The organism is Deinococcus sp. Leaf326, from assembly GCF_001424185.1.
Lineage (GTDB): Bacteria > Deinococcota > Deinococci > Deinococcales > Deinococcaceae > Deinococcus.
Map to the genome: position 1 here is coordinate 107303 of NZ_LMOM01000032.1, position 24670 is coordinate 131972.

Annotated in this window: 23 protein-coding genes; 12 read left to right on the plus strand and 11 right to left on the minus strand. The window is 68.8% G+C overall.

Going from position 1 to position 24670, the window contains the following annotated elements:
• Nucleotides 1-41: 41 nt before the first annotated feature.
• Entirely contained in the window at nt 42-641 is a 600-nt protein-coding gene (locus tag ASF71_RS11195) for a TetR/AcrR family transcriptional regulator (protein WP_056299684.1), read from the plus strand.
• 18 nt (nt 642-659) lie between these two features.
• On the opposite strand, the gene ASF71_RS11200 is transcribed toward ASF71_RS11195, so the two are convergent.
• The gene (locus ASF71_RS11200) at nt 660-1412 is read right to left on the minus strand and encodes an AraC family transcriptional regulator (protein ID WP_056299687.1); all 753 of its coding nucleotides are present in this window, start codon (nt 1410-1412) and stop codon (nt 660-662) included.
• A 130-nt stretch (nt 1413-1542) separates the two neighbouring features.
• On the opposite strand from ASF71_RS11200, the gene ASF71_RS11205 reads away from it, so the two are divergent.
• From ASF71_RS11205 to ASF71_RS11240, 8 genes are all read left to right on the plus strand, one after another.
• Nucleotides 1543-2451: an EamA family transporter gene (locus ASF71_RS11205; protein WP_056299690.1), complete on the plus strand. Its 909-nt coding sequence runs from the start codon at nt 1543-1545 to the stop codon at nt 2449-2451.
• 133 nt (nt 2452-2584) lie between these two features.
• Nucleotides 2585-2803: a hypothetical protein gene (locus ASF71_RS11210; RefSeq protein WP_056299692.1), complete on the plus strand. Its 219-nt coding sequence runs from the start codon at nt 2585-2587 to the stop codon at nt 2801-2803.
• Between the two features lie 368 nt (nt 2804-3171).
• The gene (locus ASF71_RS11215; RefSeq protein WP_056299696.1) at nt 3172-4107 is read left to right on the plus strand and encodes a methionine ABC transporter ATP-binding protein; all 936 of its coding nucleotides are present in this window, start codon (nt 3172-3174) and stop codon (nt 4105-4107) included.
• Nucleotides 4108-4118: 11 nt separating this feature from the next.
• Nucleotides 4119-4760, plus strand: coding sequence for a methionine ABC transporter permease (locus ASF71_RS11220; RefSeq protein ID WP_200939700.1), 642 nt, complete (start codon nt 4119-4121; stop codon nt 4758-4760).
• Nucleotides 4761-4864: 104 nt separating this feature from the next.
• Complete coding sequence (locus ASF71_RS11225; protein WP_056299703.1) at nt 4865-5653, plus strand: MetQ/NlpA family ABC transporter substrate-binding protein; 789 nt, start codon at nt 4865-4867, stop codon at nt 5651-5653.
• Nucleotides 5654-5736: 83 nt separating this feature from the next.
• On the plus strand, nt 5737-6510 hold the full coding sequence (locus ASF71_RS11230; protein ID WP_056299707.1) for a MetQ/NlpA family ABC transporter substrate-binding protein: 774 nt from the start codon (nt 5737-5739) through the stop codon (nt 6508-6510).
• A gap of 208 nt (nt 6511-6718) precedes the next feature.
• A complete protein-coding gene (locus ASF71_RS11235; protein WP_056299710.1) occupies nt 6719-7273 on the plus strand; it encodes a TetR/AcrR family transcriptional regulator in 555 nt (184 codons plus the stop codon).
• Nucleotides 7258-8562, plus strand: coding sequence for an MFS transporter (locus ASF71_RS11240; protein WP_056299714.1), 1305 nt, complete (start codon nt 7258-7260; stop codon nt 8560-8562). Before ASF71_RS11235 ends, ASF71_RS11240 begins: the two co-directional genes overlap by 16 nt.
• Here ASF71_RS11240 and guaD read toward each other — a convergent pair.
• Genes guaD through ASF71_RS11260 form a run of 4 tightly spaced genes read right to left on the minus strand, consistent with a single transcriptional unit; the run spans nt 8547 to nt 14520 of the window.
• Entirely contained in the window at nt 8547-9884 is a 1338-nt protein-coding gene (gene guaD, locus ASF71_RS11245; RefSeq protein WP_056299718.1) for a guanine deaminase, read from the minus strand. The genes ASF71_RS11240 and guaD overlap by 16 nt on opposite strands.
• Nucleotides 9881-10699 (minus strand): xanthine dehydrogenase accessory protein XdhC, encoded by an 819-nt coding sequence (xdhC, locus tag ASF71_RS11250; RefSeq protein WP_056299721.1) that lies wholly within the window; start codon nt 10697-10699, stop codon nt 9881-9883. Before xdhC ends, guaD begins: the two co-directional genes overlap by 4 nt.
• Nucleotides 10700-10708: 9 nt before the next feature.
• Entirely contained in the window at nt 10709-13096 is a 2388-nt protein-coding gene (gene xdhB / locus ASF71_RS11255) for a xanthine dehydrogenase molybdopterin binding subunit (RefSeq protein WP_056299724.1), read from the minus strand.
• Entirely contained in the window at nt 13093-14520 is a 1428-nt protein-coding gene (locus tag ASF71_RS11260) for a xanthine dehydrogenase small subunit (protein ID WP_056299727.1), read from the minus strand. Before ASF71_RS11260 ends, xdhB begins: the two co-directional genes overlap by 4 nt.
• Nucleotides 14521-14729: 209 nt before the next feature.
• Here ASF71_RS11260 and ASF71_RS11265 point away from each other — a divergent pair, with 209 nt between their 5' ends.
• Nucleotides 14730-16157: a replication initiator protein A gene (locus ASF71_RS11265; RefSeq protein WP_056299731.1), complete on the plus strand. Its 1428-nt coding sequence runs from the start codon at nt 14730-14732 to the stop codon at nt 16155-16157.
• Nucleotides 16158-16699: 542 nt separating this feature from the next.
• Here ASF71_RS11265 and ASF71_RS11270 read toward each other — a convergent pair.
• The 5 genes from ASF71_RS11270 to ASF71_RS11290 form a co-directional block, all read right to left on the minus strand.
• Nucleotides 16700-17833 carry a Gfo/Idh/MocA family protein gene (locus tag ASF71_RS11270; protein WP_056299734.1) on the minus strand — a complete coding sequence of 378 codons (1134 nt, stop codon included), beginning with the start codon at nt 17831-17833 and terminating at the stop codon, nt 16700-16702.
• 549 nt (nt 17834-18382) lie between these two features.
• Nucleotides 18383-19270, minus strand: a complete 888-nt coding sequence (locus ASF71_RS11275) for a ParB/RepB/Spo0J family partition protein (protein WP_056299737.1) — start codon at nt 19268-19270, stop codon at nt 18383-18385.
• Nucleotides 19267-20076, minus strand: a complete 810-nt coding sequence (locus ASF71_RS11280; RefSeq protein ID WP_056299740.1) for a ParA family protein — start codon at nt 20074-20076, stop codon at nt 19267-19269. Before ASF71_RS11280 ends, ASF71_RS11275 begins: the two co-directional genes overlap by 4 nt.
• Before the next feature lie 123 nt (nt 20077-20199).
• Entirely contained in the window at nt 20200-20841 is a 642-nt protein-coding gene (locus ASF71_RS11285) for a GNAT family N-acetyltransferase (RefSeq protein WP_056299744.1), read from the minus strand.
• 76 nt (nt 20842-20917) lie between these two features.
• Entirely contained in the window at nt 20918-22306 is a 1389-nt protein-coding gene (locus tag ASF71_RS11290; RefSeq protein WP_056299747.1) for an NCS2 family permease, read from the minus strand.
• Nucleotides 22307-22483: 177 nt separating this feature from the next.
• On the opposite strand from ASF71_RS11290, the gene ASF71_RS11295 reads away from it, so the two are divergent.
• Both ASF71_RS11295 and ASF71_RS11300 read left to right on the plus strand, forming a co-directional pair.
• The gene (locus ASF71_RS11295) at nt 22484-22864 is read left to right on the plus strand and encodes a helix-turn-helix transcriptional regulator (protein WP_056299750.1); all 381 of its coding nucleotides are present in this window, start codon (nt 22484-22486) and stop codon (nt 22862-22864) included.
• Nucleotides 22865-22931: 67 nt separating this feature from the next.
• Complete coding sequence (locus tag ASF71_RS11300; RefSeq protein ID WP_056299753.1) at nt 22932-23606, plus strand: N-acetylmannosamine-6-phosphate 2-epimerase; 675 nt, start codon at nt 22932-22934, stop codon at nt 23604-23606.
• A gap of 109 nt (nt 23607-23715) precedes the next feature.
• Here ASF71_RS11300 and ASF71_RS11305 read toward each other — a convergent pair whose 3' ends face one another.
• The gene (locus ASF71_RS11305; protein ID WP_056299756.1) at nt 23716-24627 is read right to left on the minus strand and encodes an N-acetylglucosamine kinase; all 912 of its coding nucleotides are present in this window, start codon (nt 24625-24627) and stop codon (nt 23716-23718) included.
• Nucleotides 24628-24670 lie beyond the last annotated feature (43 nt).

Genomic DNA, 24670 nt, shown 5'->3' on the forward strand with positions numbered 1-24670 from the left:
TGTCAAGTGACGTTTTGTCAGTTTATGCTAGACTCGGTGGCATGTCGAGTCCAGCCGCTGCCCGCCGCCTGAAAGCCGAGGACCGGCGCGAGCAGATTCTCGCGGCGGCGGCGAAGTTGTTCGTCGAACGCGGGTTCGAGGCGGTAGGGATGGCCGATGTGGCGGCGGCGCTGCATACCTCGCGCCCCACCGTGTACGCCTATTTCGCCTCAACCGAGGAGATGCTGGGAGCGTTGCTCGACGCCCGGCTCCACGACCTGCCCGCGCGGCTCGAACCCCTGCTGGGGCGTCAGGAGGACCTCTCGTTCGCGCGGCTGTTCCTGGCCCTGCTCGAAGAACGCGAACTGCTCCTGCTGCTGGGCAGCGGCGGCGGCCCACTGTTCCGCGAGCGGCGAAGGCACTTTCTGGCGGCCATCGAGTCCCGCCTCGAACTGCGCGAGCTTCAGCGCCGCCGCATGGGGCCAGGGCGTGAACAGCCGCTGCTCATTCCACTCGTGCTGGACCTGCTGAGCAGCGCCGCCTACGAGCAGGTCACGGCCGGCGCACCCGACCCGGAGGCGCGGGCCCAACTGCTGGAACGCTTCATCCTTGGCGGCGTGGCAGCCGTCGCGGGCCAGACAGGGGCCGGTCCCCTGCCCTGACTCCCGGACCTGTGGCCCTTACCGGGCCGTCATGCGCTGGCGGTAGGCCTGGGGACTCAGGCCGGTTACGGCGCGGAAGGTGCGGGTAAACGCGCTGTGGTCACTGTAACCGCAGGCGTGGGCCACTGCCGCTACCGAGAGCGCCGGATCACGTAGCAGCCGTGTGGCCGCGTCCAGACGCACCCGCAGCAGAAACTGTTTGGGGGTGACGTGACATACCCGGCGCACCAGGCGGCCCAGGCTGTCCTCGGAAAGCCCGGAGCGGGCCGCCACCTCCGGCATCCGCAGGGGGCGGTCGTAGCAGCGCGCCATGTAGGCCAGGGCCTCAGCCACGCGAGCGAAATCTCCCTGACGCCCGCCGGACCGGTCACTGGGCGGGGGGACATCGCGCGACACGCCGGCCAGCCCCACGACCGCGCCCGAATCGTCGCGCAGTGGCCACTTGGAGGTCAGGCACCACACCGGTTCGCCCCCGCCGCCGAAATACAGTTCCAGCACGTCGCGGAGTTCCTCACCTGCCCGCAGCGTGCGCTCGTCCTGTCCGCTGAAGCGCTCGCCCGCCTCGCCAGTGAAGACCTCGGCGGCCGTCCGGCCAATCAGCTCGCTCTTATGCTGCGCTCCGCTCCGCCGCCGCAGGGCGTCGTTCACACTGACGTAGCGCCCCTGCCGGTCCTTCACAAAGAAGTTGAGATCCGGCACGGCATCGAACAGGCTCTCGACCAGCCACTCGCCGGCCGGACCGGGCCGGAGCCACACACGCGGATCGTCCATAACCTACTGTGACATAGCGCCGGGCGCCGGGCCATCCAGTTCCCTGTAAGGCGGCCCTGTGCCGTTTTCCGCAGTCGACCAAGCCTTTTCGTGCAAGACGGCGCCCCCCTGCGGCTTCTAGGCTGTCGGTGTGCTCAAGGCCGCTCCCAGTTCCTCTTCCACGTCTTCCTCCCTGCGCGGCGACCTGCCGGGCATCGGGCTGGCGCTGCTCTCGGCGGCGACCTCGGGCACCCTGGGGCTGTGGGGCAAGCTGGCGACGGCCGCGCACCTGAGCACCCCCACCCTGCTGAGCTGGCGTTTTGGGCTGACCGCCCTGCTGCTGTTCGCGCTGGGGCAGGGACGCGCCCCGGCACGCGAGCGGGTGAAACTACTGCTGCTCGGCGCGGTGTATGCGGGGTCCACGGTGGCCTACTTTGCCGCGCTGGCCCGGATCTCGGCGGGGACGGCGGCGCTGCTCGTCTATGTCGCGCCGGCGTTCGTGGTGCTGTACGGCGCCCTGGCGGGAGCCAGGCCCAGCCCCGCCCAGCTCGGCGCCCTGTTGTGCAGCGTTCTGGGGCTGGGGGTGGTTGTGGGGGTCCCGGGCGCCGCCGACCGTGACCTACTGGGCCTGGGGCTGGGCGCGCTCTCGGGTGGACTGTACGGGGCCTATCTCTTTTTCAGCGGGCGCGTGGCCGCTGGCAGCGCGCCACTGACCGTCACCACGCACGTCACGCTGGTGTCGGCCCTGACTTTCGCGGTTCTGGGCACGCTGGGCGGAACCCTGAGCGTGCCGCAGAGCCCGAGCCACTGGGGCCTGATCCTGGGCATGCTGCTCGTGCCCACCCTGATCTCGATGCCTGCCCTGTTCAGCGCTGTGCAGCGCCTGGGGGCGGCGCGAGCCAGCCTGCTTACCACCACCGATCCCCTATGGGCGCTGCTCTTCGCTGCCCTGTTGCTGAATGAGCCGCTGGGGCCGTCGCAACTGGCCGGCGGCGCCCTGATCCTGTGCGGAGCCCTGCTGGCCCAGGGACGGTCCCGGACACGCACAGCGGCCCCGTGAGTGCCCCCCTAGTGGGGGGAAAGGTGGCGCACAGAGGCGTGTTTCAGCCCTCCGCTAGCACAGCTGCGTGCGTTTCGCGCACGAATATGCCCGAATTAACAAAAGCGTAACGTTGAGTGTCCATACTGAGCGCATGATGTTGAACCGCTGGACCCGACTCCAAGGGCTGCTCCTCCTGCCCGAAACGACCGAAAGTACCGAAGTGCAGCGTGTGGACTGCTACACCAAGCCGGCCCGCTGGTTCTGGCAGGCGCTCGAGGAGGTCGAAATCTGGGTCCTGCCGGACGGCCGTCAGATCCGGGCCAGCCGCCGAGGCCACCAGAGCTGGATGCTCGCCTGGCGAGCCGCCTGAAAGCGCGGCGGTAGCCTGCCGAGCGACTCTCCTCTAGCCTGGAACGTTGACAACAAAGCTCAACTGAACTACCTTGCCCCCTGACCCTTCAGGGGGTCGCCTTTATCCAGAGTCGGCGTGAGGGGACTGGACCCCGGAGACCGCCGCAGCAACCAGCCCTCATCACGGCGGGTGCTTTCAAGTCCAGACCTGCGGGCCTCAACGATGACCAGGGCCGCAGACCGGGTAAAGGAAGGGTGTTCCTCTCTGCAGGTTCCACAAGGCGCGCATGGCCGCTCCGTCCCCTTCCCGACGCACTTCGCCCAGGAAGGGGACCGCTTTTTGCTGCGGTGTTCTGTCCGTCTTTTCCCGCAGGAGCGCCCTCTCTCATGTCCACCGCGCTGGAATTCAGCCACGTCGGCAAACGCTACGCCGGGCAGGCCCAGGCCGCCCTGCACGACCTTTCCCTCCAGATTCCGCGTGGCAGCCGCACCGGTATCATCGGGCGCAGCGGCGCGGGCAAAAGCACGCTGGTGCGCCTCATCAGCGGGCTGGAAATCCCCGACAGCGGCGAGCTGCACCTTCAGGGCGAGGCGCTGACGCCCCAGACCCGCGCCCGGTTGCAGGAGCGGACCGGGCTGGTCTTCCAGCACTTCAACCTGCTCGCGCAGCGCACGGTCCTCCGCAACGTGACGCTGCCGCTGGAGCTGCGCGGCGCGCCCCGGCCCCTACGCGAACGCCGGGCGCGCGAACTACTGGACCTCGTGGGCCTGGGCGGCTTCGCGGAGCGCTACCCCGCGCAGCTTTCGGGCGGGCAGAAGCAGCGCGTCGGCATTGCCCGCGCCCTGGTCACCGAGCCGGCGCTGCTGCTCGCCGACGAAGCCACGAGTGCCCTGGACCCCGAGACGAGCGCCGGGATTCTGAAGCTGCTGCGGAGGATTCAGCAGGAGCGCGACCTGACGCTGGTTCTCGTGACCCACCAGCTCGAGGTCATCCGCACGGTGACGACCCATGTGGCGGTGCTCGACGGGGGCCACCTCGTCGAGGCGGGCGATACGGGCACGGTGCTGCGTCGCCCGCAGCACGCCGTGACCCGCGCCCTGCTCGACGCCCACCGCCCCCAGGACGCCCTGCACAGCGGCGAGACGCTACGGCACCTGACCCTCCCCGCCCTGGACGGCGCGGCGCTGGAACACCTGGCCCGGCAGGGAGCCCGCATCGTCCGCGCCGAGACGCATCCACAGGGCGCGGACGTGTGGCTGGCCGTGCGCGAGACCGTGCCCCAGCCCAGCCCGCAGCCCGCGCTGCAGGAGGTGGGCGCGTGACCTGGGAGGCCATGTGGCCGCTGCTGTGGCAGGCCACCCTGGAGACGCTGGCGATGGTGCTGCCCTCGGCGCTCATCGCGCAGCTCGTCGGCACGACGCTGGGGGCGGTCCTGACCCTCACGCGCCCCGGCGGCCTGCGGCCCCAGGCGGCCGTGTACTGCGTGCTTGACGTGGTGGTCAATGTGGGGCGCAGCCTGCCCTTCATCATCCTGCTCGTGCTGCTCATTCCGCTGACCCGTCTGATCACCGGCACGAGCATCGGTTCGGTGGCGGCGACCGTCCCGCTCACCATCGCGGCGATTCCCTTCGTGGCCCGGCTGGTGGACGGCGCGCTGCGCGACGTGCCTGGCGGCGTGGTCGAGGCCGCCCGCGCGATGGGCGCAACGACGGCCCAGACTGTACTCGGCGTGCTGCTGCCCGAAGCCCGTCCGGCCCTGATCCACGGCTTCACCGTCATGCTCATCAGTCTGATCGGCTACAGCGCGATGGCGGGCGCCATCGGCGGCGGCGGCCTGGGCGACCTCGCCATCCGCTACGGCTACCAGCGCTTCGAGACCGGCGTGATGATCGCCACCGTGGTCGTCCTGCTCGTTCTGGTGCAGGGCGTGCAGTGGCTGGGTGACCGCGCCGCGACCCGCACCGACCACCGCTAGACCCCACACCCTGCTGAACCTGTGCCCTCCCGCCTGTGTGGCCGGAGCCGGGTCGACCTGTCCCGCCCTTCCCTCCTCACGCCCCACCTTCCCAGGAGTTCCCCATGTCCACGACCCGTTCCCTGCGTCTGCCCTCTGCCCTCCTTCTCGTGATCCTGACCGGCTCGGCCTCGGCAGGCACGCTGCGCATCGGCGCGACGCCCGTGCCGGCGGGCGAGTTGCTCGAATTCGTCAAGCCCGCGCTCGCCAGGCAGGGCGTGAACCTCGTGGTCCGCGAGTTCTCGGACTACGTGCAGCCCAACGTCGCGCTCGGCGAGGGTAGTCTCGACGCCAACCTCTTCCAGCACCAGCCCTACCTCGACGCCTTCCAGCAGAACCGCCCGCTCAACATCGTGCCTGTGCGCAAAATTTACCTGCCGCCGCTGGGGCTGTACAGCAAGCGCGTCACCGAGGTCACGGCGCTGAAACGGGGCGCGACCGTCGCCATTCCCAATGACCCTAGCAACGGGGCGCGGGCACTGCTACTGCTCGAACGCGCGGGCCTGATCCGCCTGAAAGCTGGCGTAGGCGCGCGGGCCAACGTCACCGACATCGTGAGCAACGTCAAGAACCTGCGTTTCCGCGAACTGGAAGCCGCGCAGCTCCCACGCTCACTGGCCGATGTGGACGCCGCCATCGTGAACACCAACTACGCACTGGAAATCGGCCTGAACCCCACGCGCGACGCGATCTTCCGCGAGGGCAAGAACAGCGTATACGTCAACATTCTCGCCACGACCAGAGACAAACTCAACAATCCCGACCTGCAAAAGCTCGCCCAGGCCCTCACCAGCCCCGAGGCGAAGGCCTGGCTGCTGAAGAAGTACGGCGGCAGCATCGTTCCGGCGTTCTGAGCCTGGGAGGAGTGGGGGAAATTCCGCCCCACACAGCCCCGGCTGCCCGACCTTCAGACCCCTCTCTCTATGGAGTCCCCTACATGACCAAGCACCTGTTTCTGATCGCCGCCCTGACCCTGACCGCCACCGCCTCTGCCGGCACCCTGCGTGTGGGGGCCAGCCCGGTGCCGCACGCCGAGATTCTGGAGTTCGTCAAGCCTGCGCTCGCCAAGCGGGGCGTCACCCTCGTGATCCGTGAATTCTCGGACTACGTGCAGCCCAACCTTGCGCTGGCCGACGGCAGCATCGACGTGAACTTCTTCCAGCACCTGCCCTACCTGAACTCGTTTCAGCAGGGCCGCCCGCTGGGGATCGTGGCCGGCGCCAAGGTGCACGTCGAACCCATCGGGGTCTACAGCCGACGCGTGCAGAAGCTCAGCGACCTCAAGGCGGGCGCGACCATCGCCCTGCCCAACGACCCCAGCAACAGCGGCCGCGCCCTGAAGCTGCTCGAACGCTCGGGCCTGATCCGCCTGAAGGCCGGCGTAGGCGTGAGCGCTACCGTGCTGGACATCACGACCAACGTCAAGCGCCTGCGCTTCCGCGAGCTGGAAGCCGCGCAGCTCCCGCGCGCCCTGGGCGACGTGGACGCCGCTGTCATCAACACCAACTACGCGCTGGACGCCGGCCTCAATCCCCTCAAGGACGCCCTGCTGCTCGAAGACAAGCGCAGCCCCTACGCCAACCTGCTGGCCGTCAAGCCCGCCACCCTCAAGAACGCCGATTACCTGAAGCTGGTCAAGGCGCTGCAAAGCCCCGAGGTAAAGGCCTTCATCCTCAAGAAATATTCGGGCGCAGTCGTTCCGGCCTTCTGACCCGGTTTCCTTTCAGGGCTCCCCCCGTGAGGAGCCCTGAGGGACCTGAACCCCTCAGCGAAATCCGCCCTTTCCCCCGGTCAGCCACCGCGCGCGTCTCTGACAGGGGGGCGTTTTTCAGTCCCCCGCTGCACCTCTCGCCTTACTGATAGACACCAGTTATCCTGTCCACTTTACAAACCGTCCAGACGGTCGGTAAGCTGAGGCTATGGCCCGATCTGCCCATCCCGAACTGACCCGCGACGCCCTGCTCGCCGCGGCCCGACAGGTCCTGAGGCGTCAGGGCGCGACCCTGTCGCTCGACGCGGTGGCGCGGGAAGCTGGCCTGAGCAAGGGCGGCCTGCTGCACCACTACCCCACCAAGGAGCGGCTCCTTCTGGCCCTGGCGTACGCCCTGGTCGAGGACTTCCAGCGTGAACTCGCGGCGGTTCACGGCGCCGAACTCGCGCAGGACGGCCCGCGCCCCGGCGCCTGGCTGCGGGCCTATATCGAGGTCTGCCTCCGGCCCGACGTGGACGAACCGGCCCTCAGCGCCGCCCTGGCGCCCCTGGGCGCCCTGCCCGAACAGCTCGCCACCCTGCAGGAGGTGCAGGCCTTCGTGCTGCACGACGCCGAGGCCGACGGGCTGCCGGCCGGGCGCGCCCACGCCATCCGGCTGGCCTGCGACGGGCTGTGGCTCGGGCGGCAGGTGGGCCTGCCCGACCTGGACGGGCCGCAGCGCGCCGCCCTGAAAGAGGAGCTGACCGCATGGACCCGGCTGTGAACGTTCCGGCCGTGGCCGCCCACCCGGACCCCGGTCCCGGCTGGCAGCCGCGCTTCTGGGCGATCTTCTGCGGGCAGGCGTCCTCGCTGGTGGGGTCGGCCCTCACGCAGTTCGTCCTGCTGTGGTGGATCACTGACACGACCGGCAGCGTCTCGGCGCTGGCGACCGCCGGGGTGGCCGCGCTGCTGCCCCAGGCGCTGCTCAGTCCGCTCGGCGGCACCCTGGCCGACCGCTACAGCCGCCGCGCGCTGATGATCGGCGCGGACGCCATCAGCGCCCTGTGCATGGTGGTCCTGATCGCCCTGTTCCTGACCGGGCGGGTCGAGCTGTGGCACGTCTACACCATGATGTTCATCCGGAGCGCCATGCAGGCCTTCCAGTCGCCGGCCGCTGCCGCGAGCACGGCGATGCTCGTACCGGCGAGCTTCCTGCCGCGCGCCGCCGGCCTGAACCAGACCCTTCAGGGCCTGATGACGGTGGCGGCCGCGCCGCTGGGCGCCCTGGCCATCGGGGTCATGCCCATCGGCTGGGCGCTGGGGATCGACGTGTTCACGGCGCTGCTGGGTATCGTGCCGCTGCTGCTCTACCGCATTCCGCAGCCCCGGCGACCGGCGGGGGACGATTCCGGGGGGCTGTGGAGCGAGTTCCGCGAGGGCGTGAGCCTGGTGTGGCACCAGCCGGGGCTGCGGCGGCTGTTCGGGCTGATGGGCGCCATCGTTCTGATTATCGTGCCGTCGTTCACGCTCGTGCCGCTGCTCGTCAAGGAGCACTTCGCGGGCGGGGCCGGACAGGTGGCCCTGATGGAGGGCCTGTCCGGCCTGGGCATGATCGCGGGCGGACTGATCGTGGCGGCCGTCGCGCCGAGGCGGCAGGTGCCCTGGATTCTGGTGGGCTTCGCAGCGTCGTGCCTGACGCTGGCCTTGACGGCGCTGGCCCCGCGCGAGCTGTTCTGGCTGGCGGTCGTGTGGTGGGTCCTGAGCGGCATGACCTACATCCTGGGCAACGGCCCGCTGACGGCGCTGCTCCAGACCACCATTCCGCCGCATCTGCAGGGGCGGGTGCTGTCACTGATGAACACCGTCACGGGGGTCGCCGCGCCCATCGGGCTGGCTGTGGCGACTCCGCTGGGCGAACAGGTCGGCGTGCGCTGGCTGTTCGTCATCCTGGGCGTGCTGGGCGCGGCGGTGGGCCTGCTGGGCTTCGTGTCGCCGGCCATCCGGCAGCTCGACAACGCTGCAGAACGGCCGGCGCGGCCTCCGCGAGAGGGCGTCACTCAGCCCCGCGCGTAGACCTCGTCGCCACCTACCCATACGCGCGCCACGTCGCCCTGGGTCCCGCTGGCGAACGTCGCCGCGAGCAGGCGCCCCGGCCCCTCGGCGTGGGCGTACACGGCGGCCAGCGGCGTGCCAGTCGGGGGCAACAGGTGAACGGCGTCGAACTGCCGCCCCGCACTGAAGTCGCCCGTCAGGTCCCCGAGGTCCAGCGCCTCGGCGCCCGCACGGGTGGCGAGGTACAGCAGATGGGCCGGGGTGAGGGCCACGCCACCCTCGCCCATGAGCCCCTGCATGAAGTAGGCCTGGAGCCCTTCCTTGAGCAGCGAAAAGCCCGTGCCGCCGCCCACGTCGCTGCCCAGCGAGACGTGCACGCCCGCCGACAGGTGCCGCCGCAGTGGGAAGAAGCCGCTGCCCAGCGCCGAGTTGCTGCACGGGCAGTGCGCCGCCGTGCAGCGGTGTTCGGCCATCGCGCCGAGTTCGCGGTCCGACGGCCAGACGTTGTGCGCCAGCACACTGCGCCGCCCAACCAGCCCGGCGCGCTCGTAGGTGTCGAGGTAGTCGCGCGCCTCCGGAAACAGCCCCCGGACCACCTCGACCTCGGTCACGTTCTCGTTGATGTGGCTGGTGAAGCGTACGTCCGGAAAGTCGCGCAGCAGCGCCCCGCAGGCGTCGAGCAGGCCCTCGCTGGCCGAGAGGCTGAATCGCGGCGTCACGGCGTACAGCGCACGGCCCCGGCCGTGCCAGCGCTCAATCAGGGCGCGGCTCTCGGCGTAGGCACGCTCAGGGGTGGTGTGCAGCTCGGGGCGCAGCAGGCGGTCGCCCACGACCAGCCCGGCGACGGTACGCAGGCCCGAGGCCTCCGCTTCCTCGAAAAAGGCGTGCATGGCCCCGGCGTAGTGCGCGCCGAACACGAGGGCGGTGGTCGTGCCGTTCATCGCCAGCGCCCCCAGGAACTCGCGGGCGACCGCGCGGGCGTAGGTCTCGTCGGCGAGCCGGGCCTCCTCGGGCAGCGCGTTGCGGTCCAGCCAGTCCAGCAGCGGCATTCCCAGGCCGCCCACCACACGCACCTGCGGGTAGTGGACGTGGGTGTCCACGAAGCCGGGCAGCAGCAGGCCGCCGCGCAGGTCGGTGACGGAGGCGTCCGGCGCCTGGGCGCGCACCTCGGCCCAGGGACCGCTGGCGAGAATGACGCCGCCCGCGACGAGCAGGCCGCCGTCGTCCTCGGCGTGCAGGGCCCCCTCATCCGCGAAGGGGCTGCGCGGCGTGTGCATGAACGTGGCGCGGTAGAGGACAGGGTCGGCCGAAGGCTGGAGCAGGAAAGTCTGTGTATGGGTCATGTCGTTTGAAAGGCCGTTTCGGTCTGGAAGTGGAGGAAGAGTTGCGCGGCCACGCCCAGGGCGATGACCGCTGGGGTCTTACCATGCAGGTGCGGCAGCCCGATGGGCGTGGTGATGCGGGCGAGGTCGGCGTCGCTGTGACCCTCGCGCCGGAGCTGCTCCTGAAAGCGCGCCCACTTGGCACTCGACCCGATCAATCCGATGAAGCCGAGGTCGGAGCGGCGCAGCGCCGCGTCACACAGGGCGGCGTCCTCGGCGTGGTCGTGCGTGAGGATCAGGACGTGCGCGCCGGCGGGCAGTTCGGCCAGCGCCAGCTCGGGAATAGGAACGTGGTGGACGTGCACCTGCGCCTCTCCCCCGTCCAGAAGCGCCAGGCGCTCCGGGACAAGTTGCGCGGCGCGCGAGTCGGCGAGGTGCAGGTGCAGCGGGTGGCGCGAGAGCAGCAGCGCGACCTCCAGCCCCACGTGGCCCACCCCGAAGACGGCGACGGTGGGGCGCCGGGTGGGCAGCGGGTCGAGCAGCAGCGTCACCTCGCCGCCGCAGCACTGCCGGCCGTGCTCGTTCGGCGCGCGGTCGGTCAGGCGCAGGGTCAGGAGTTCGGGCGTGCCTACCCCGGCGGCGATCAGGGCGCGGGCGCGCGCGGTGGCCGTCGCTTCCAGGTTGCCGCCGCCGACACTGTCCCAGCACTCGTCCGCGCCGACGATCATCTTGGCCCCGGCCCCTCGCGGGGCATGGCCGCGCACGCTGACCAGCGTGACGAGGACCCCCGGCGCGTTGCGAGCGCGCAGGGTGTCGAGACCCGTGAGCCAGGTCATCCGCCCCTCTCAGTCATCGGCCGCCACAGCCGTCAGCGCCGCCGTGCGGGCCGTCTCCAGCGCCCAGTACACCGCCTCGGGGGTGGCGGGACTGGCCAGCAGTTGCCCACGCCCGGCCGGTCCGAAGGCCGCCGCCGCCTGCCGCAGCGCCTCGCGCACGCTGATCGCCAGCATGAGGGGCGGCTCGCCCACCGCCTTGGAGCCGTACACCACGCCAGTCTCGGTGGCGCGTTCCAGCAGGGCCACGTTGAACACCTCGGGCATCTCCGAGAAGCTCGGCAGCTTGTAGGTGCTCGCGGCCTGGGTGGCGAGTCGGCCCCGGTTCGGGCCATCAGAGGTGTCCCAGCGCAGGTCTTCGAGGGTCAGCCAGCCCGCGCCCTGCACGAAGCCGCCCTCGACCTGCCCGATGTCGATCAGGGGCGAGAGGCTATCGCCCACGTCGTGCAGCAGATCGGCGCGGCGCAGGGTATAGGCGCCTGTGAAGCCGTCCACCTCGACCTCGCTGACCGACGCGCCGTAGGAGAAATATTTGAAGGGCTCGCCGCGCAGGTTCACGCGGTCCCAGTGCAGGCCCGGCGTCCGGTAGAAGCCCGCCGCCCACAGCTGCGTGCGCAGGTGGTAGGCGTCATGGACGACCTCGCGGAAGTCCATGCCGAGTTCGGGGTGACCGACCGCGAATACCCGCCCGTTCTCGAAGCGCACGTCGTCGGGGTGGACGCCCAGCGCGCCAACCTTCACCGAGCGCGTGCCCAGCGAGCCGGCGGCCACCTCGGCGAGCCGGGTCTTGATCTGGTCGCAGGCGTCCTTGACCGCGCCGCCGTTGAGGTCGGCCCCGCTGCTCGCCGCCGTGGCCGAGGTATTAGGCACCTTGTCGGTGCGCGTGGGCGCGAGGCGCACGCAGGCCAGCGGTACGCCCAGCGCGGTCGCGGCCACCTGGAGCATCTTGGTGTGCAGGCCCTGGCCCATCTCGGTGCCGCCGTGGTTGATGAGGACCGAGCCGTCCTTGTAGACGTGCACGAGCGCGCCCGCCTGGTTGTAGGACGTGAAGTTGAACGAGATCCCGAACTTGACCGGCGTGACCGCCAGCCCCCGCTTGCGGTGCGGGTGCGCGGCGTTGAAGGCCAGGACCCCGGCGTGGCGGGCCGCGAAGTCCGAACGTTCCAGCAGCGTGTCCCACACTTCGGTGATGCGGCCGGCGTGGCGCACCGGCTGGCCGTAGGGCGTGGCCTCGCCCTCCTGGTAGAAGTTCAGCCGCCGCAGCTCGTGGGGGTCCAGCCCCAGCAGCGGCGCGCAGCGGCCCAGGATGTCCTCGATGACCAGCATCCCCTGCGGCCCCCCGAAGCCCCGGAAGGCCGTCTGGGAGGTCTTGTGGGTTTTGGCGATGCGACCATGTACCTCGACGTGCGGCAGGTAGTAGGCGTTGTCCACATGGCACAGCGCCCGCGCCAGCACCGGCTCGGAGAGGTCGAGGCTCCAGCCGCCGTCGCTGGTCAGGGTGGCCTGAAGGGCGCACAGCCTGCCGTCCTCACCGAACCCCACCTTCCAGACCGCGTGGAAGGGATGGCGTTTACCGGTCAGGGTGAGGTCCTGGGTGCGGTTCAGGCGCAGCCGGACGGGCCGCCCGGTGAGGACCGCGCCCAGCGCCGCCACCGCCGCGAACCCGTGCGGCTGCATCTCCTTGCCACCAAAGCCGCCGCCCATACGCAGGCACTGCACGGTCACGGCGTTCGACGAGAGGCCCAGCACGTGCGCCACGATCTCCTGGGTCTCGGTCGGGTGCTGGGTGCTGCTCTGCACGAACACCTGCCCGGCCTCGTCCACCTGCGCGAGCGCCACGTTCGTCTCCAGATAAAAGTGTTCCTGACCGCCAAACTCGAACTCGCCCTCGAAGACGTGCGCTGCTTCCGCGAAGCCCTGCGTCACGTCGCCCCGGCGCAGGGTAGAGGCGTTGCCCTGAAAGGAACCGGCCTCGATGGCCTCGGTAAGCGTCACAAGGGCCGGCAGCGGACCGTACTCGACCCGCACGGCCTGCGCCCCCAGGCGGGCGGCATCGAGCGTGTCGGCCAGCACCCAGGCGACCGCCTGCCCGTAGAACATGACCTCCGAGGGAAACAGGGGCTCGTCGTGCTTGACTCCCGAGTCGTTCTCGCCGGGCACGTCGGCGGCCGTCAGGACGCGGGCGACACCGGGAATCGTGAGAGCCGGGGCCGTCTCCATCGCCAGGATCTGGGCGTGGGCGTGCGGAGCCTGCACCGGCCAGGCGTGCAGCAGCCCCCCGAGGCGGCCTCCCAGGTCGTCGGTGTACAGCGCCTGCCCGGTGACGTGCAGCGCGGCGCTCTCGTGCGGGATCGCCTCGCCCACCGCGCCGCGTGCGGGCCGTTCGTGGAAGCTGCTCATGCGCCCACCTCCTGCTGCTCCTGCCGCGCGAAATAGAACTTCAGCAGGGCCTGTTCCAGCATCGCCGCGCGGTAGGCCGCCGAGGCGCGGTGGTCGTCGAGCGGGGTGCCCTCGCCGCGCAGGGTGCGGGCGGCGGCGCGCACGGTGGCCTCGGTCCAGGGCTGGCCGGTCAGGGCCGCCTCGGTGGCGCGTGCCCGCAGCGGCGTGGCCGCGACGCCGCCCAGGCCGATGCGCGCCTCACGCACCGTGTCCCCATCCAGCTCCAGCGCAAAGGCCACCGCCACGCTGGAGATGTCGTCGAAGCGCCGCTTGGCGATCTTGTGGAAGGCCGTGACCGGCGCGAGCGGCAGCGGAATCTTCACGCTGCGGATGAGTTCGCCGGGACGGCGCACGGTCTGCCGGTAGCCGGTGAAATACTCGGCCAGCGGCACCTCGCGCTCGCCATTAACCGATACCAGCCGCAACGAGGCGTTCAGCGCCAACAGCACGGGCGGGCTGTCCCCGATAGGCGACGCGGTCCCCAGGTTGCCCCCCAGGGTCGCGCTGTTGCGGATGAGACGGCTGGCGAACTGCGGGAACCACTCGGCTAGCAGCGGCACGCGCCCCCCGAGCCGGCGCTCGATCTCGCTGAGGTTCAGGCCCGCACCGATCTCCACCCCGTCCGGCGACCAGGTCAGTTCACGCAGTTCGGGCAGGGCGTCTACCGCCACCGTCAGCCCCGCGCGGGCGTGGCGCAGATTGACCTCGACACCCCAGTCGGTGCCGCCCGCCAGCACCTTGGCGTCGGGCTGCCGGGCCAGCACCTCTAGCGCCTGCTCGAGCGTGCCGGGCCGCTGGAAGTCGCCGCCAGGGCCCGACAGGTGCAGAGGGGGCAGTGCCGGGGCGGGCCGAGAGCGCCGTGCGGCCAGCGCGTCCTCCTCCGGTGGCGTGCCCAGGGCGTGTGCGGCGTCCTGAATCGGGCGATAGCCGGTGCAGCGGCACAGGTTCCCGCTCAGGGCGTGGATGTCGAAGCCGTTGGGGGCGTGGTGTTCGCCGTCCAGGCGCCTAGGGCGGTAGTACTCGGCCGCCATGCTCGTCACGAAGCCCGGCGTGCAGTACCCGCACTGGCTGCCGCCCCGCACTGCCAGCTCGCGCTGCACAGGGTGCAGGTTCTGCGGCGTGCCCAGACCCTCGGCGGTCACGACCTCTCCCCCACTCAGGGCGGGCAGCAGCACCAGACAGGCGTTCACGCTTTCCCAGCGGGTGCCCTCCTCGCCGTCGGAGCGGGCAACGAGCACCGCGCAGGCCCCGCATTCGCCCTCGGCGCAGCCTTCCTTGCAGCCGGTCAGGCCCTGGTCCCGCAGCCAGTTCAGCAGCGTCGTGTGGGGCCGCGCGCCCGGCGCTTCCCGCCGCTGTCCATTCACTGTGATGCTCACGCTCTCCATGCCGCATTCTCCTCGCCAGAACTGGCCCGCGCCGTGTTCCGGGCACCCCGCACCCGGAAACACATGGTTGGCGCCTCGGAAAAGGGAGGGGCGGGCCACTGGTTATCCATGCAGAACAGCGGCCTGATTGTCAGCGCCCCCAGCATAGCGCGGCGGAGGCACGGAGCCCTCCGGCCAGCGCTGCCCGCCCCGGCGCGTAGACTGCCCCGGTGGGCAAGAACACGCGGAAAGAACCCCAGCAGCTTCAGGGCCACGACGAGCGCAACATTGCCCGGCTGGCGCTGGCACTGGCACAAAACCGCATCCCCAGTACCCTGCAGTCCTGGGAAAAACAGCTTACTGTGGACGCGCTGGGGGCCATTCACGTCAAGTGCGTCTCGCGCGCCGACGCGGTGGTGCCGCACGGCCTGGACAACGACATCATCATCGGGCTGGTGAACGCCTTCGTCGAGCAGGGGCTGCCCAACGCGGGCGTCATCCAGCTCTCGGCCTACCGCCTGCTCACGCTCGCGGGCCTGACGGTGGGGGGCCGGCAGTACAGCGAGGTCCTCGAAGGCCTGCGCCGTCTCCAGGGCAGCACCTTCGCCATCACCGAGTCGTGGTTCGACGGCCGCCAGCACCAGTGGGTCAGCGAAGAATTTAGCATCATCAGCTCGTTCGCGCGGGTGGACGCCACCGAGGTCGCCGAGGAGATCGGGCTGCTGCGCGCCGACACCATCCTGGAGATCCAGCTCGCGCGAGCAATCACCCGCAGTGTGCGCAGCGGCCACCTGCGCCCCCTGGACCTAGAGTTCTATTCCAAGCTCTCGCAACCGATGGTCCGGACCCTGTACCGCAGCCTGGAGGAGCGCCGCGCACCGATGGGCAAGGTACCGACCGACACCTATACGGTCTCGACCCGCAACTGGGGCGAGCATCTGGGCATGCACGGCTGGCGACTGGACAAGATCCGCCGGGCCCTGGAACCGGCCCACCAGGAACTGCTCGACACCGCGTACCTCGTCGAAGTGATCTATATCGGGCGCGGCGAGGGCCAGCAGATCACCTACCGGTTCGGGCAGGTCGCCGCGCCGCCCAATACCGAACTGGTTGCGCTGCTCACCCGCAATGGTCTGAGCGCGCCCAATGCCGTCAAGACCGTGCAGACCTACGCCGCGCAGGTCGAGTCCACCGTCGCGGCTTTCGGTCGCGTGGTGGGACAGGCGCGTACCCCCGTCAAAAACCGTCAGGGGCTGCTGGTAGACATGTTCCGCAACCCCGAGCGATACGCCGAATATTTCAGGCCTGACGAAGTCCCGGAACAGGGATCATCCAGAGAATTCCCCAAAAAGACACGCTCCAGATCCAGGACTGTTGACGCGCCGCCCGTAGAGAGACTGGCCGACGAGACCTGGGAAGCCGAACAGGCCCTAGCGTGGCGCGAGATGCTCCCAGATGCCCGCGAACGCCGCATGTTGAGCCTTCTCCAGATGATGATGGGCGAACATCTGGGCACCGAGGAGATAGCCGTCATCGCGACCCTGGTGGGCAACGGCACCCTGGACGGCCTGGAGTTTTCGCGCCGACTGACCCGCGCCGCGGCCGACCGGTCACAATCGATCCTCGCCGCTGAATTCCGCGTGCTGATCGGGGTTTAACGTCTCCGCCGTCTCTATTGAGCCTGTCTCTTTGGGGAAGCCTGTCTCTTTGGGGAATTGCCTCCCCTGGCGAGCTTGTCTCTTTGGGGAATTAGGGCAGCAAATAGCGTGTGTATCGTCTTTTAACCTCCGCAATCCACTCAACCTGTCTCTTTGGGGAATTGGCTTATCTGAGCTTGTCTCTTTGGGGAATTAGAGAGGAGTGAGCCTGTCTCTTTGGGGAATTCCCCAAACTTACATGCTGTCTTTTTGGGGAATTGAGCTTGTCTCTTTGGGGAATTGGGGCCTTTTGAGCTTGTCTCTTTGGGGAATTGGGGCCTTTTGAGCTTGTCTCTTTGGGGAATTGGGGCCTTTTGAGCTTGTCTCTTTGGGGAATTTAAGAAGAAAACATCGTCCTAGACATCATTTTTGCCGCCCCCCTGATGATGATCATCATATGTTTTTAACATCTTTTAAAATCATTAAAAACATCAATCAGGGCGAGGAGCCAAAAAAAGCCCCCTCCTGACCGGATGGTCCGAGGGGGTCTTTCGGGGCCAACCTTAGCGGGGCAGATCAACCCAGATTCCGCCTTCGCGTGAACTGCTCAGAGCGGCTTCGACGAATTCCACGCCGCGTACACCGTCCCGGATGGTCGGGTAGGCGGGGATATGATTTTGCCCGGTCTCATGGGCACGCACATGGGCTGCGAAGTCGCGGTAGATGTTTCCAAACGCTTCGATAAAAGCTTCGGGGTGCCCAGCCGGCAGGCGGGAAGCAGCTTGAGCCGCTCGCCCGAGACCCGGTCCGCCCCGGGTAAGGACCTGACGTGGCTGATCCAACCGGTCGAAAACCAGCACGTTGGGGTCTTCCTGCTGCCAACTCAGGCTGCCCTCTGTGCCGAAGACGGAGAACCGGAGGTCGTTCTCCCGGCCGATCTCGACCTGTGAGCAGGTCAGCAGGCCCTGCACGCCGCCACTCAGGCGTAGGCGGACGTTGGCGTCGTCGTCCACCGCGCGCCCGGTCACGAAAGTCGTCAGCTCGGCGCTGAGTGACGCGATCTCCTGTCCGGTTACGAAGCTCAGGAGCTGCTCTGCGTGGGTGCCGATGTCTCCCAGCGCCCCAGCCGGGCCGCTCAGGGCCGGGTCGGTGCGCCATGCCGCCTGCTTGCCCCCGTCCTCGCGGGCCAGCCAGCCCTGGTGGTAGCTCACCTGCACCTTGCGCACCTCGCCCAGTGCGCCCCCTAGCACCATCTCGCGGGCCTGCCGAACCAACGGGTAGCCGCTGTAGTTGTAGGTTACGGCGAAGAGTGTCCCGTTCTCCTCCACTGCCGCTGCCAGTGTGCGTGCCTGCTCGGCGGTATGCACGAGCGGTTTGTCGCAGATCACGTGGAAACCTGCCCGGATGCTCGCCAGCGCGACCGGAAAATGCAGATGGTTGGGCGTGACGATGCTGATGACCTCTACCGGGTCGGGGCGTGCCCGTTCGCGTTCCAGTAGCTGTTGCCAGGAATCGTAGATGTGGTCCTCGGGCAACCCCAGCGCTCGGCCCGACGTCTGTGCCCTTTCCGGCGTGCTTGAGAGTGCCCCAGCCACCAGGTCGTACTGACCATCAAGTGCCGCCGCGTGCCGGTGGACGGCTCCGATAAACGCATCCACCCCGCCGCCCACTAGGGCCCAGCGCAGTTTGCGTGTCATGAGTTCCTCTGGACGGCGGTACCGGAAGCCATTTTCAGTTCCGGGAAGTCAAGCGGCTTGGTGAAGGTAGCTCTCGTGCTCAGCTGGAAAATCTGGATCGACATGGGCTCTCCTGGAATGGGTGTCTGAAGATCGGAAGGCAAACGCGGAACCAATTGCCCCTGAAAGGCTCTAAAAGGGCCCTGTAAGAGCTAGCAGAGGAGCTGCTGCGGTAAGTCTACGGTGATCTACTTGCATAGGCCTTCCTGAGCCTTTCAGGGGCTAAAGACTAGGGTGCCCTCAGTCAACCAAGCTCAGGTAGTGGAAAGCAGGGAAAATTGGGCGATCTACGACACGTTGTCAGGATTATGACACCAGTGTAACTAAGTAATCTTTTATGTGCATAAATTATTAAATTTATCACCCCTGCAAATCCAACTTTTCGTTTTCCAGCAGAACGCGTAGAGCGGGTCAGACGGAAATTGTCAATGCAACCAGAGGGGGTTACGGCTACAAAGCCATTTTCTTGCAGTCTAAGGACATGTGTCCTCGTCTCCCAGCAGAATAGATTCAGGGACGTAGAAGTTTGGCGAGTTCGGTGAGGAGTTGTTCGGCTCGCTCTCGCTGGTGCAGGGGGAGAGCTGCAAGTCGCGCCGGCTTGAGTTCGGAGATGAGTTGACGGGTGCGGGCTGCAAAGGCGTCACTGCCCTGAAGTTCCCGGATCTGTCGGCTCACCTGCGCAGTCGAGAGTTCCTCGGCTAGCGCTTGGGCCAGCAGAGCGGTACGGCCCTCACCTTCAGGCAACCGGGTCAGCTCGGCAGCGGTCCGCCAGGGAAGTCGGCCTTCACGAACGGCCGCCAGCTCGTCCGGGGTCATCTTCAGAAAAGCCGGGCGATGTCTGGCCCAGGCTTCCAGTGAGGTCGCGCCGTAACTTTCCAGCCGCGCGGCGAGGTCATGGGGATCGCGGCCCGGCTCACGCAGGGCGGCGCGCAGGGCGGCCGGAAGCTCGTTCAGGTCCAGGCCCGTCTCCAGCGAGAGCAGCCGGAAGACGCCGAAGGTCTCGTCCACAGGGTTGAGATTCTGGCGCTGCAGGTTTTCGACCAGGGCCAGCCGCGCGGCGTCCTGCTCGGTCTTGAGCATGACAGGCAGGGTGGCTAGGCCGATCAGCCGGGCCGCGCGCAGCCGCCGTTCGCCGGCGATCAGCCAGTAGGTATCCCCAGCGGCCTGTGACACGATCAGCGGGGTCAGGACGCCGTCGCGGCGCATGCTCTCCCCCAGGGCCCGCAGCGCCGGCTCGCTGAAGGCATCGGCCACCGGGGTGTGTTGACCACGCGGATTGAAGTCGGGCCGCACCTGAATCTGGTCCGGCGAGACGTTGAAGACGGTCGGCGCGCTCAAGCCGGCGACCGTGAGGCCGGCGTCGAATTTCACGGCGCTGGGCCGCGGCCCACGGCTCACGGCGTCACTCCGGCGGCAGGCTGCATCCCCAGGAGGCCCAGAACTTCCCCGGCCAGCCTACGGTACTCCTCGGGAGCGGAGTTCCTGGGGGCATAGACGGCGATGGGCTGCTGGTAGAGCGTCGCGTCGTCGTACAGCGTGTCCTTGTGGCTGATGGGCGTGGTCGTGGGGGCTAGGGCAGCGAGGTCTTCCTGCATCCCGCGCAGTACGTCCTTGTGGTGACGGGTGTTGCGCATGAACGAGTGCGGAACGAGGGCCAGCACCGAGAGCGTGGGGGAGAAGCGACGCGCGGTGGTCAGCACCTCGGCCACGTTGTCGATGTTGTCCAGCGCCTTGGCGACGTTCACCGGAATCAGGAGGTGGTCGCTGGCCGCCACGCCGGCCAGGGCCATCGCGGTACGGCCGGGCGGCGCGTCGATAAGAACGAAATCGTAGCCCTCTACCCGGCGGATGGCCGCGCGCAGTTGACCCATACGGTTCTGGTCGTCGTAGAGCACCGAATCGCCCACACTGAGCTTGGTGTTGGCCGGAATCAGGTCCATACCGAAGGCGCTGAGGGGTTCGGGCAGGTCGGCGTCGGGATCGGTGAGCACGGGAAAGACCGTGCGGTCGAGCCGGGTGCCAGCGGCCTTGCTGCCGTCCGCGCCGGGGGTGAGCTGTCCGAGCCAGCGCGTCAGGCTGGCCTGCGAGTCGAGATCAATGAGCAGGACACGGAATCCGAGCTGTGTCAGGGCGTAGCCGAGGTCGCGGGTGACGGTGGTTTTGCCCGCGCCGCCGGCCTGGTTGTAGATGCTGATGACCTTCACGGCGCGCTCCGCCGCAGGTCCGAAGGAGGATGGACGACTGACTTTGGCATGGGGCCACTGTAGTACACGTTCCGGGCGCGCCAAGGTGCCGCACGGCCGAAACCGGGTCGGGAAATCCTGAGTTCAGGTCACCGGACGGGTCATGACGACGTGAACCGCTGGACGCCCCAGCCACGGCGTCCAGAGTGGGGTACGGCGTGCCCCAGAGATGACAAATCCGCATCGCTGGTAGGTCCTCAGGGCCGCCGCATTCTCCAGCGTGGTTGAGAGCTGAACCCCCCGCGCCCCCAGTTCGGCCAGCCGGGCCAGGTGCAGTTCCAGGAGAGGCCCGCTCAGGCCCCGGCCCCGCGCGATGGGCAACAGATTGAGGTGCAGATGCGCTGGGAACGTCTCCGGATCGGCATGTGGTCCACCGAACACGGCAGCGCGCAGCAGATACAGCAGCCCGGGCCACGGCCGCCGGTACTGCCCGGCCAAGAGGCGCGGCAGAACGCGCTGCTGGACGGTCTGCACCACTGCGCGGCGGTAGGCGTCCGGATCAGGCGCGCCCAGAATGTACCCCTGCACCTCGCCCCCGAGCTCGACCACGAAGGAGGCCCCTCCCCCACCGTGCAGGTAGGGACGGACCCACAGATCGGCGAACAGTTGCAGGTCCGGAAAGAAGCAGGTCGCCGGGTCCCCGAAGTAGCCGGTGGCGTGGGCGATCTCTCCAAGTAGGCGTTCGTCGCGGGGTTCGGCGGAGCGGTACAGGACCTGGGCAGACATGGCCCCCAGTGTGATGGGTCGGGCTGACAGCAGAAAGCCGCCCGGCGGGGTGCAGGCGGCTTGTTGTCTGGTAGCGCTAGCCCTCGGATAGCCAGACGTACCGGACGAGCAGCAGAGCGCCGATGCCGTACAGGATCGGGCTGACCTGCCTTCCCCGGCCACTCAGCAGCTTGATGGCGCAGAAACTGATGACGCCCAGGCTCACCCCGTTGGCGATGGAGAAGGTCAGGGGCATGGCGATGATGGTCAGGAACGCTGGCACGCTATCGCTGAGGTCGTCCCAGTCGATATGGCGCACGCTGTCCATCATCAGGGCGCCCACCAGGATGAGAGCTGGCGCGGTCGCGGCCGAGGGGATAGCTCCGGCCAGCGGCCACAGGAACATGCTCAGCAGGAACAGGACACCGACCGTGACCGCGGTCAGGCCGGTGCGTCCGCCCTCACCGATGCCCGAGGCGCTCTCGACGTAGGCGGTCGTGGTGGAGGTGCCCATGAAGGCCCCGAACATGGCCGCCAGACCGTCCATGGCGAAGAGCCGCCGGGCGCGCGGCATGTTGCCCTGCTCGTCCAGAAACCCGGCCCGCTGCGAGAGGCCCGTGAGGGTCCCGGTTGCGTCGAAGAAGTCCACGAAAAAGAAGGTGAACACCACGCTCAGCAGCCCCAGCCCCAGCGCGCCACCGAGATCGAGCTGCCCGACCAGGCCGCCAGGCCACACCGGCGCGCCGAAGATGCCCAGGAACTGGCCACCGAAACCGGGGAAGGCCTGTAAGGCTCCTTCTGCACCCCCGGCATACAGCGGCAGCCGCAGCACGACGCCCAGCAGGGTCACGATCAGGATGCCCCATAGAATTGCGCCCGTGACCCGCCGGGTCATCAGGACGGCCGTCAGGATCAGACCGGTCAGGGCCAGCCATACGGGCGGCAGGGTCAGGTTGCCCAGTGCCAGCAAGGTGGCTGGGTTGCCCACCACAATTCCGGCATTCTTCAGGCCCAGGAAGGCCAGGAAGGCCCCGATGCCCGCCGTGATGGCGAACTTCAGGGACCTGGGAATGGCCTGCACGATGGCCTGCCGCGCCCCCACGACGCTCAGAAGGACGAACAGGACCCCGGAGATGAACACGGCCCCCAGGGCGGTCTGCCACGGTACGCCGAGCCCCTGCACGACCGTGTAGGAGAAGAAGGCGTTCAGTCCCATGCCGGGGGCCTGCGCGAAGGGATACCGGGCGACCAGACCCATGATCAGGCTGCCGAAGGCCGCCGCAATGGCCGTGGTCATGAGCAGTTGCAGGGAGGCGTTCGGTACCGGAATAGCGCTGGAGAGCACCTGCGGGTTGACGAACAGGATGTAGCTCATGGACAAGAAGGTGGTCAGGCCCGCGCGCATCTCGCGCGGCACGGTGGAGCCGTGGCGGCTCAGACCGAAGTAGCGGTCCAGGCCGGAGGCCGGAGGGGGGGATGCGGACATGAAGGTCCTCCTCGGGAGCGGGGTGAACTGGGGAGAAGCCGGGAAGGCGGTTCTCCTCCCGGCCAGCGGAGGTCCAGCCTACGCGAAGCCGGGAGCGTGGCCCGGCTCTGTACATGCAAGTGGCCCAGTTTCCGTTCCGGTGGAAAAAGCGGTCCATACCCCAAGCTGCCTACACCCATGCGCTATGGTCTGCGGGTGAGAACTGTTTCTCAAGAAGGGGTCTGCGACGACCCCGGCATTCACCCGAAAGCGGTGCAGGCGGCGCGCTTGGCTCTGCCGGACGAAGGTTGCGTGCAGCAGGCGAGCGCGCTGCTCAAACTCGTGGCCGACCCGACCCGCCTCAAGCTGCTGAGTGCACTGAACGCGGGCGAACTGTGCGTGTGCGACCTCGCGGCGGTCGTGGGCATCAGCGAGAGTGCCGTAAGTCATCAACTGCGGCTGCTTCGCGCCGGCCGGGTCGTGACCTACCGCAAGGAGGGCCGCGTAGCCTACTACCGCCTGCTCGACGCGCACGTCACCACCCTGATCGAGAGCACGCTGGAACACGCGCGCGAGTAGCCCGCGGAGACGGCCGGTATCCTGACGGCATGACCGTCCTTCCCCCGATTCTTTCCGAAGTCCGCCGATGACGCGCCCGGATGTGCTGGAACGTCTGCGCGGCCAGCTGGTCGTGTCCTGTCAGGCCGACGTGGGCAGTCCACTCCGTGATCCCGGCGTCATCGCGCGGCTGGCCCAGGCCGCCGAACAGGGCGGAGCCGCGGGGCTGCGGGTGCAGGGCTTCGCGGACGTGGAGGCGGTGCGTGCCGTATCTGCCCTTCCCCTGATCGGCCTGACCAAGACCGACCGCCCCGACACCGACGTGTACATCACCCCGACGGCGGAAGAAGGCGTGCGGTTGGCGCGGCTGGGCTGCGAGATCGTGGCCCTGGACGCCACGCTGCGCCCACGCCCCGAACCGCTCGCCGGGATGTTCGCGGCGGTGCGCGGGGCGGGCGCGCTCGTGATGGCCGACATCGGCACGCTGGCCGAGGCGCAGGCGGCCCTGGCCGCAGGAGCGGACCTCGTGGGCACCACCCTCAGCGGCTATACCCCGGACAGCCCCCATCAGAGCACCCCCGACTGGGCGCTGATGGACGCCCTGTGCAGCGCGGGCCTGCCATTCGTGGCCGAGGGCCGCCTGAATACCCCGGCCGATGCGGCGCAGGCCCTGAGCCGCGGCGCACAGTTCGTGGTGGTGGGGTCGGCCATCACGCGCCCAGACGTCATCACCCGCTGGTTCGTGGAGGCGCTGAGGAGCTAGGACGGCCGTCGGGCAGGCGCGGTTCCGAGGGGACGTGATCAACTGTGCAGGCAGAGAGAGGGGTTCTCTGGACGGAGGACCTGTCCCCATACCCGGAGCTGCGGCCGCCTCAATCGCCGTGCAGGAGGCGGGCGGCGTATTCGGCGGCGACCGCTGCATGGTCACGCCACTGGATGGTCACGCCAGGACAGGCCCGCCGCATCTCGGCCGCCAGTCCAGGTGACCGCAGCGCGCCGCCTGTCGCCACGACCGGCAGCGGCGCCGCGCCGTGGGCCTGGAGCTGGGTCTGCACCCGCTGGGCAAGGTCGGCGAGGGCCCGCGCGGCGCCGGTCTGGATGGCCTGGGCAGCCGGGTCGCCTGCCTCCGCGGCCCGTGCCACCGTCGGAGCCAGCCGTGCCAGGGCCGACGCCCCCGGTGGGCCGTACACGAAGGCGCGCAGGGTGTCCCAGTCCAGGCCACCAGTCACGGCGGCGATCTCGTCGGCCAGGGGACCAGTGGGCCGGACGCCCAGGTCCAGGGCGTCCGTGATTCGGCGCAGCGCCTCGCGGCCCAGGCTGGCTCCGCCGCCCTCGTCCCCGAGCCGGTAGCCCCGTCCCCCCGCGCGCAGGGTCTCGCCCAATGCGCCGACGTGGTAGGCGATGCTGCCGGTCCCGGCGTACACGAGTACGCCCGCACCGGGCTGCAGGTGCGCGCGGTAGGCGAGGTCGAGGTCTCCCTCGACACTGATCCGGTCCGGTGAGAGGCCCAGCGCCCGGGCAAGGCGCTGCTGAACCTGAGCCGCCCGCACCGATCCGGCACTCAGGCCTGGCAGTCCGGCGTGCAGGGCGGCGGGCGGCTGGGGCAACGCTGCACGCAACTCGGCGAGGGCCTGGGCGCCGGCAGGCAGGTCCAGCAGCGCGGCGGTGAGGGGAGACGCGGTTCCAGAAGCGACAGTCTGGTCGCCACGCCGTAGCGACCACTGGGTGCCGCTGCCGCCGGCGTCCAGGCCCAGCCGCAGGGGAGGGGAAGAAGAAAGGGTCATGGCCGGTCTTGGCACCTCCTTGCGAGATGACCCAGGCTAGCGC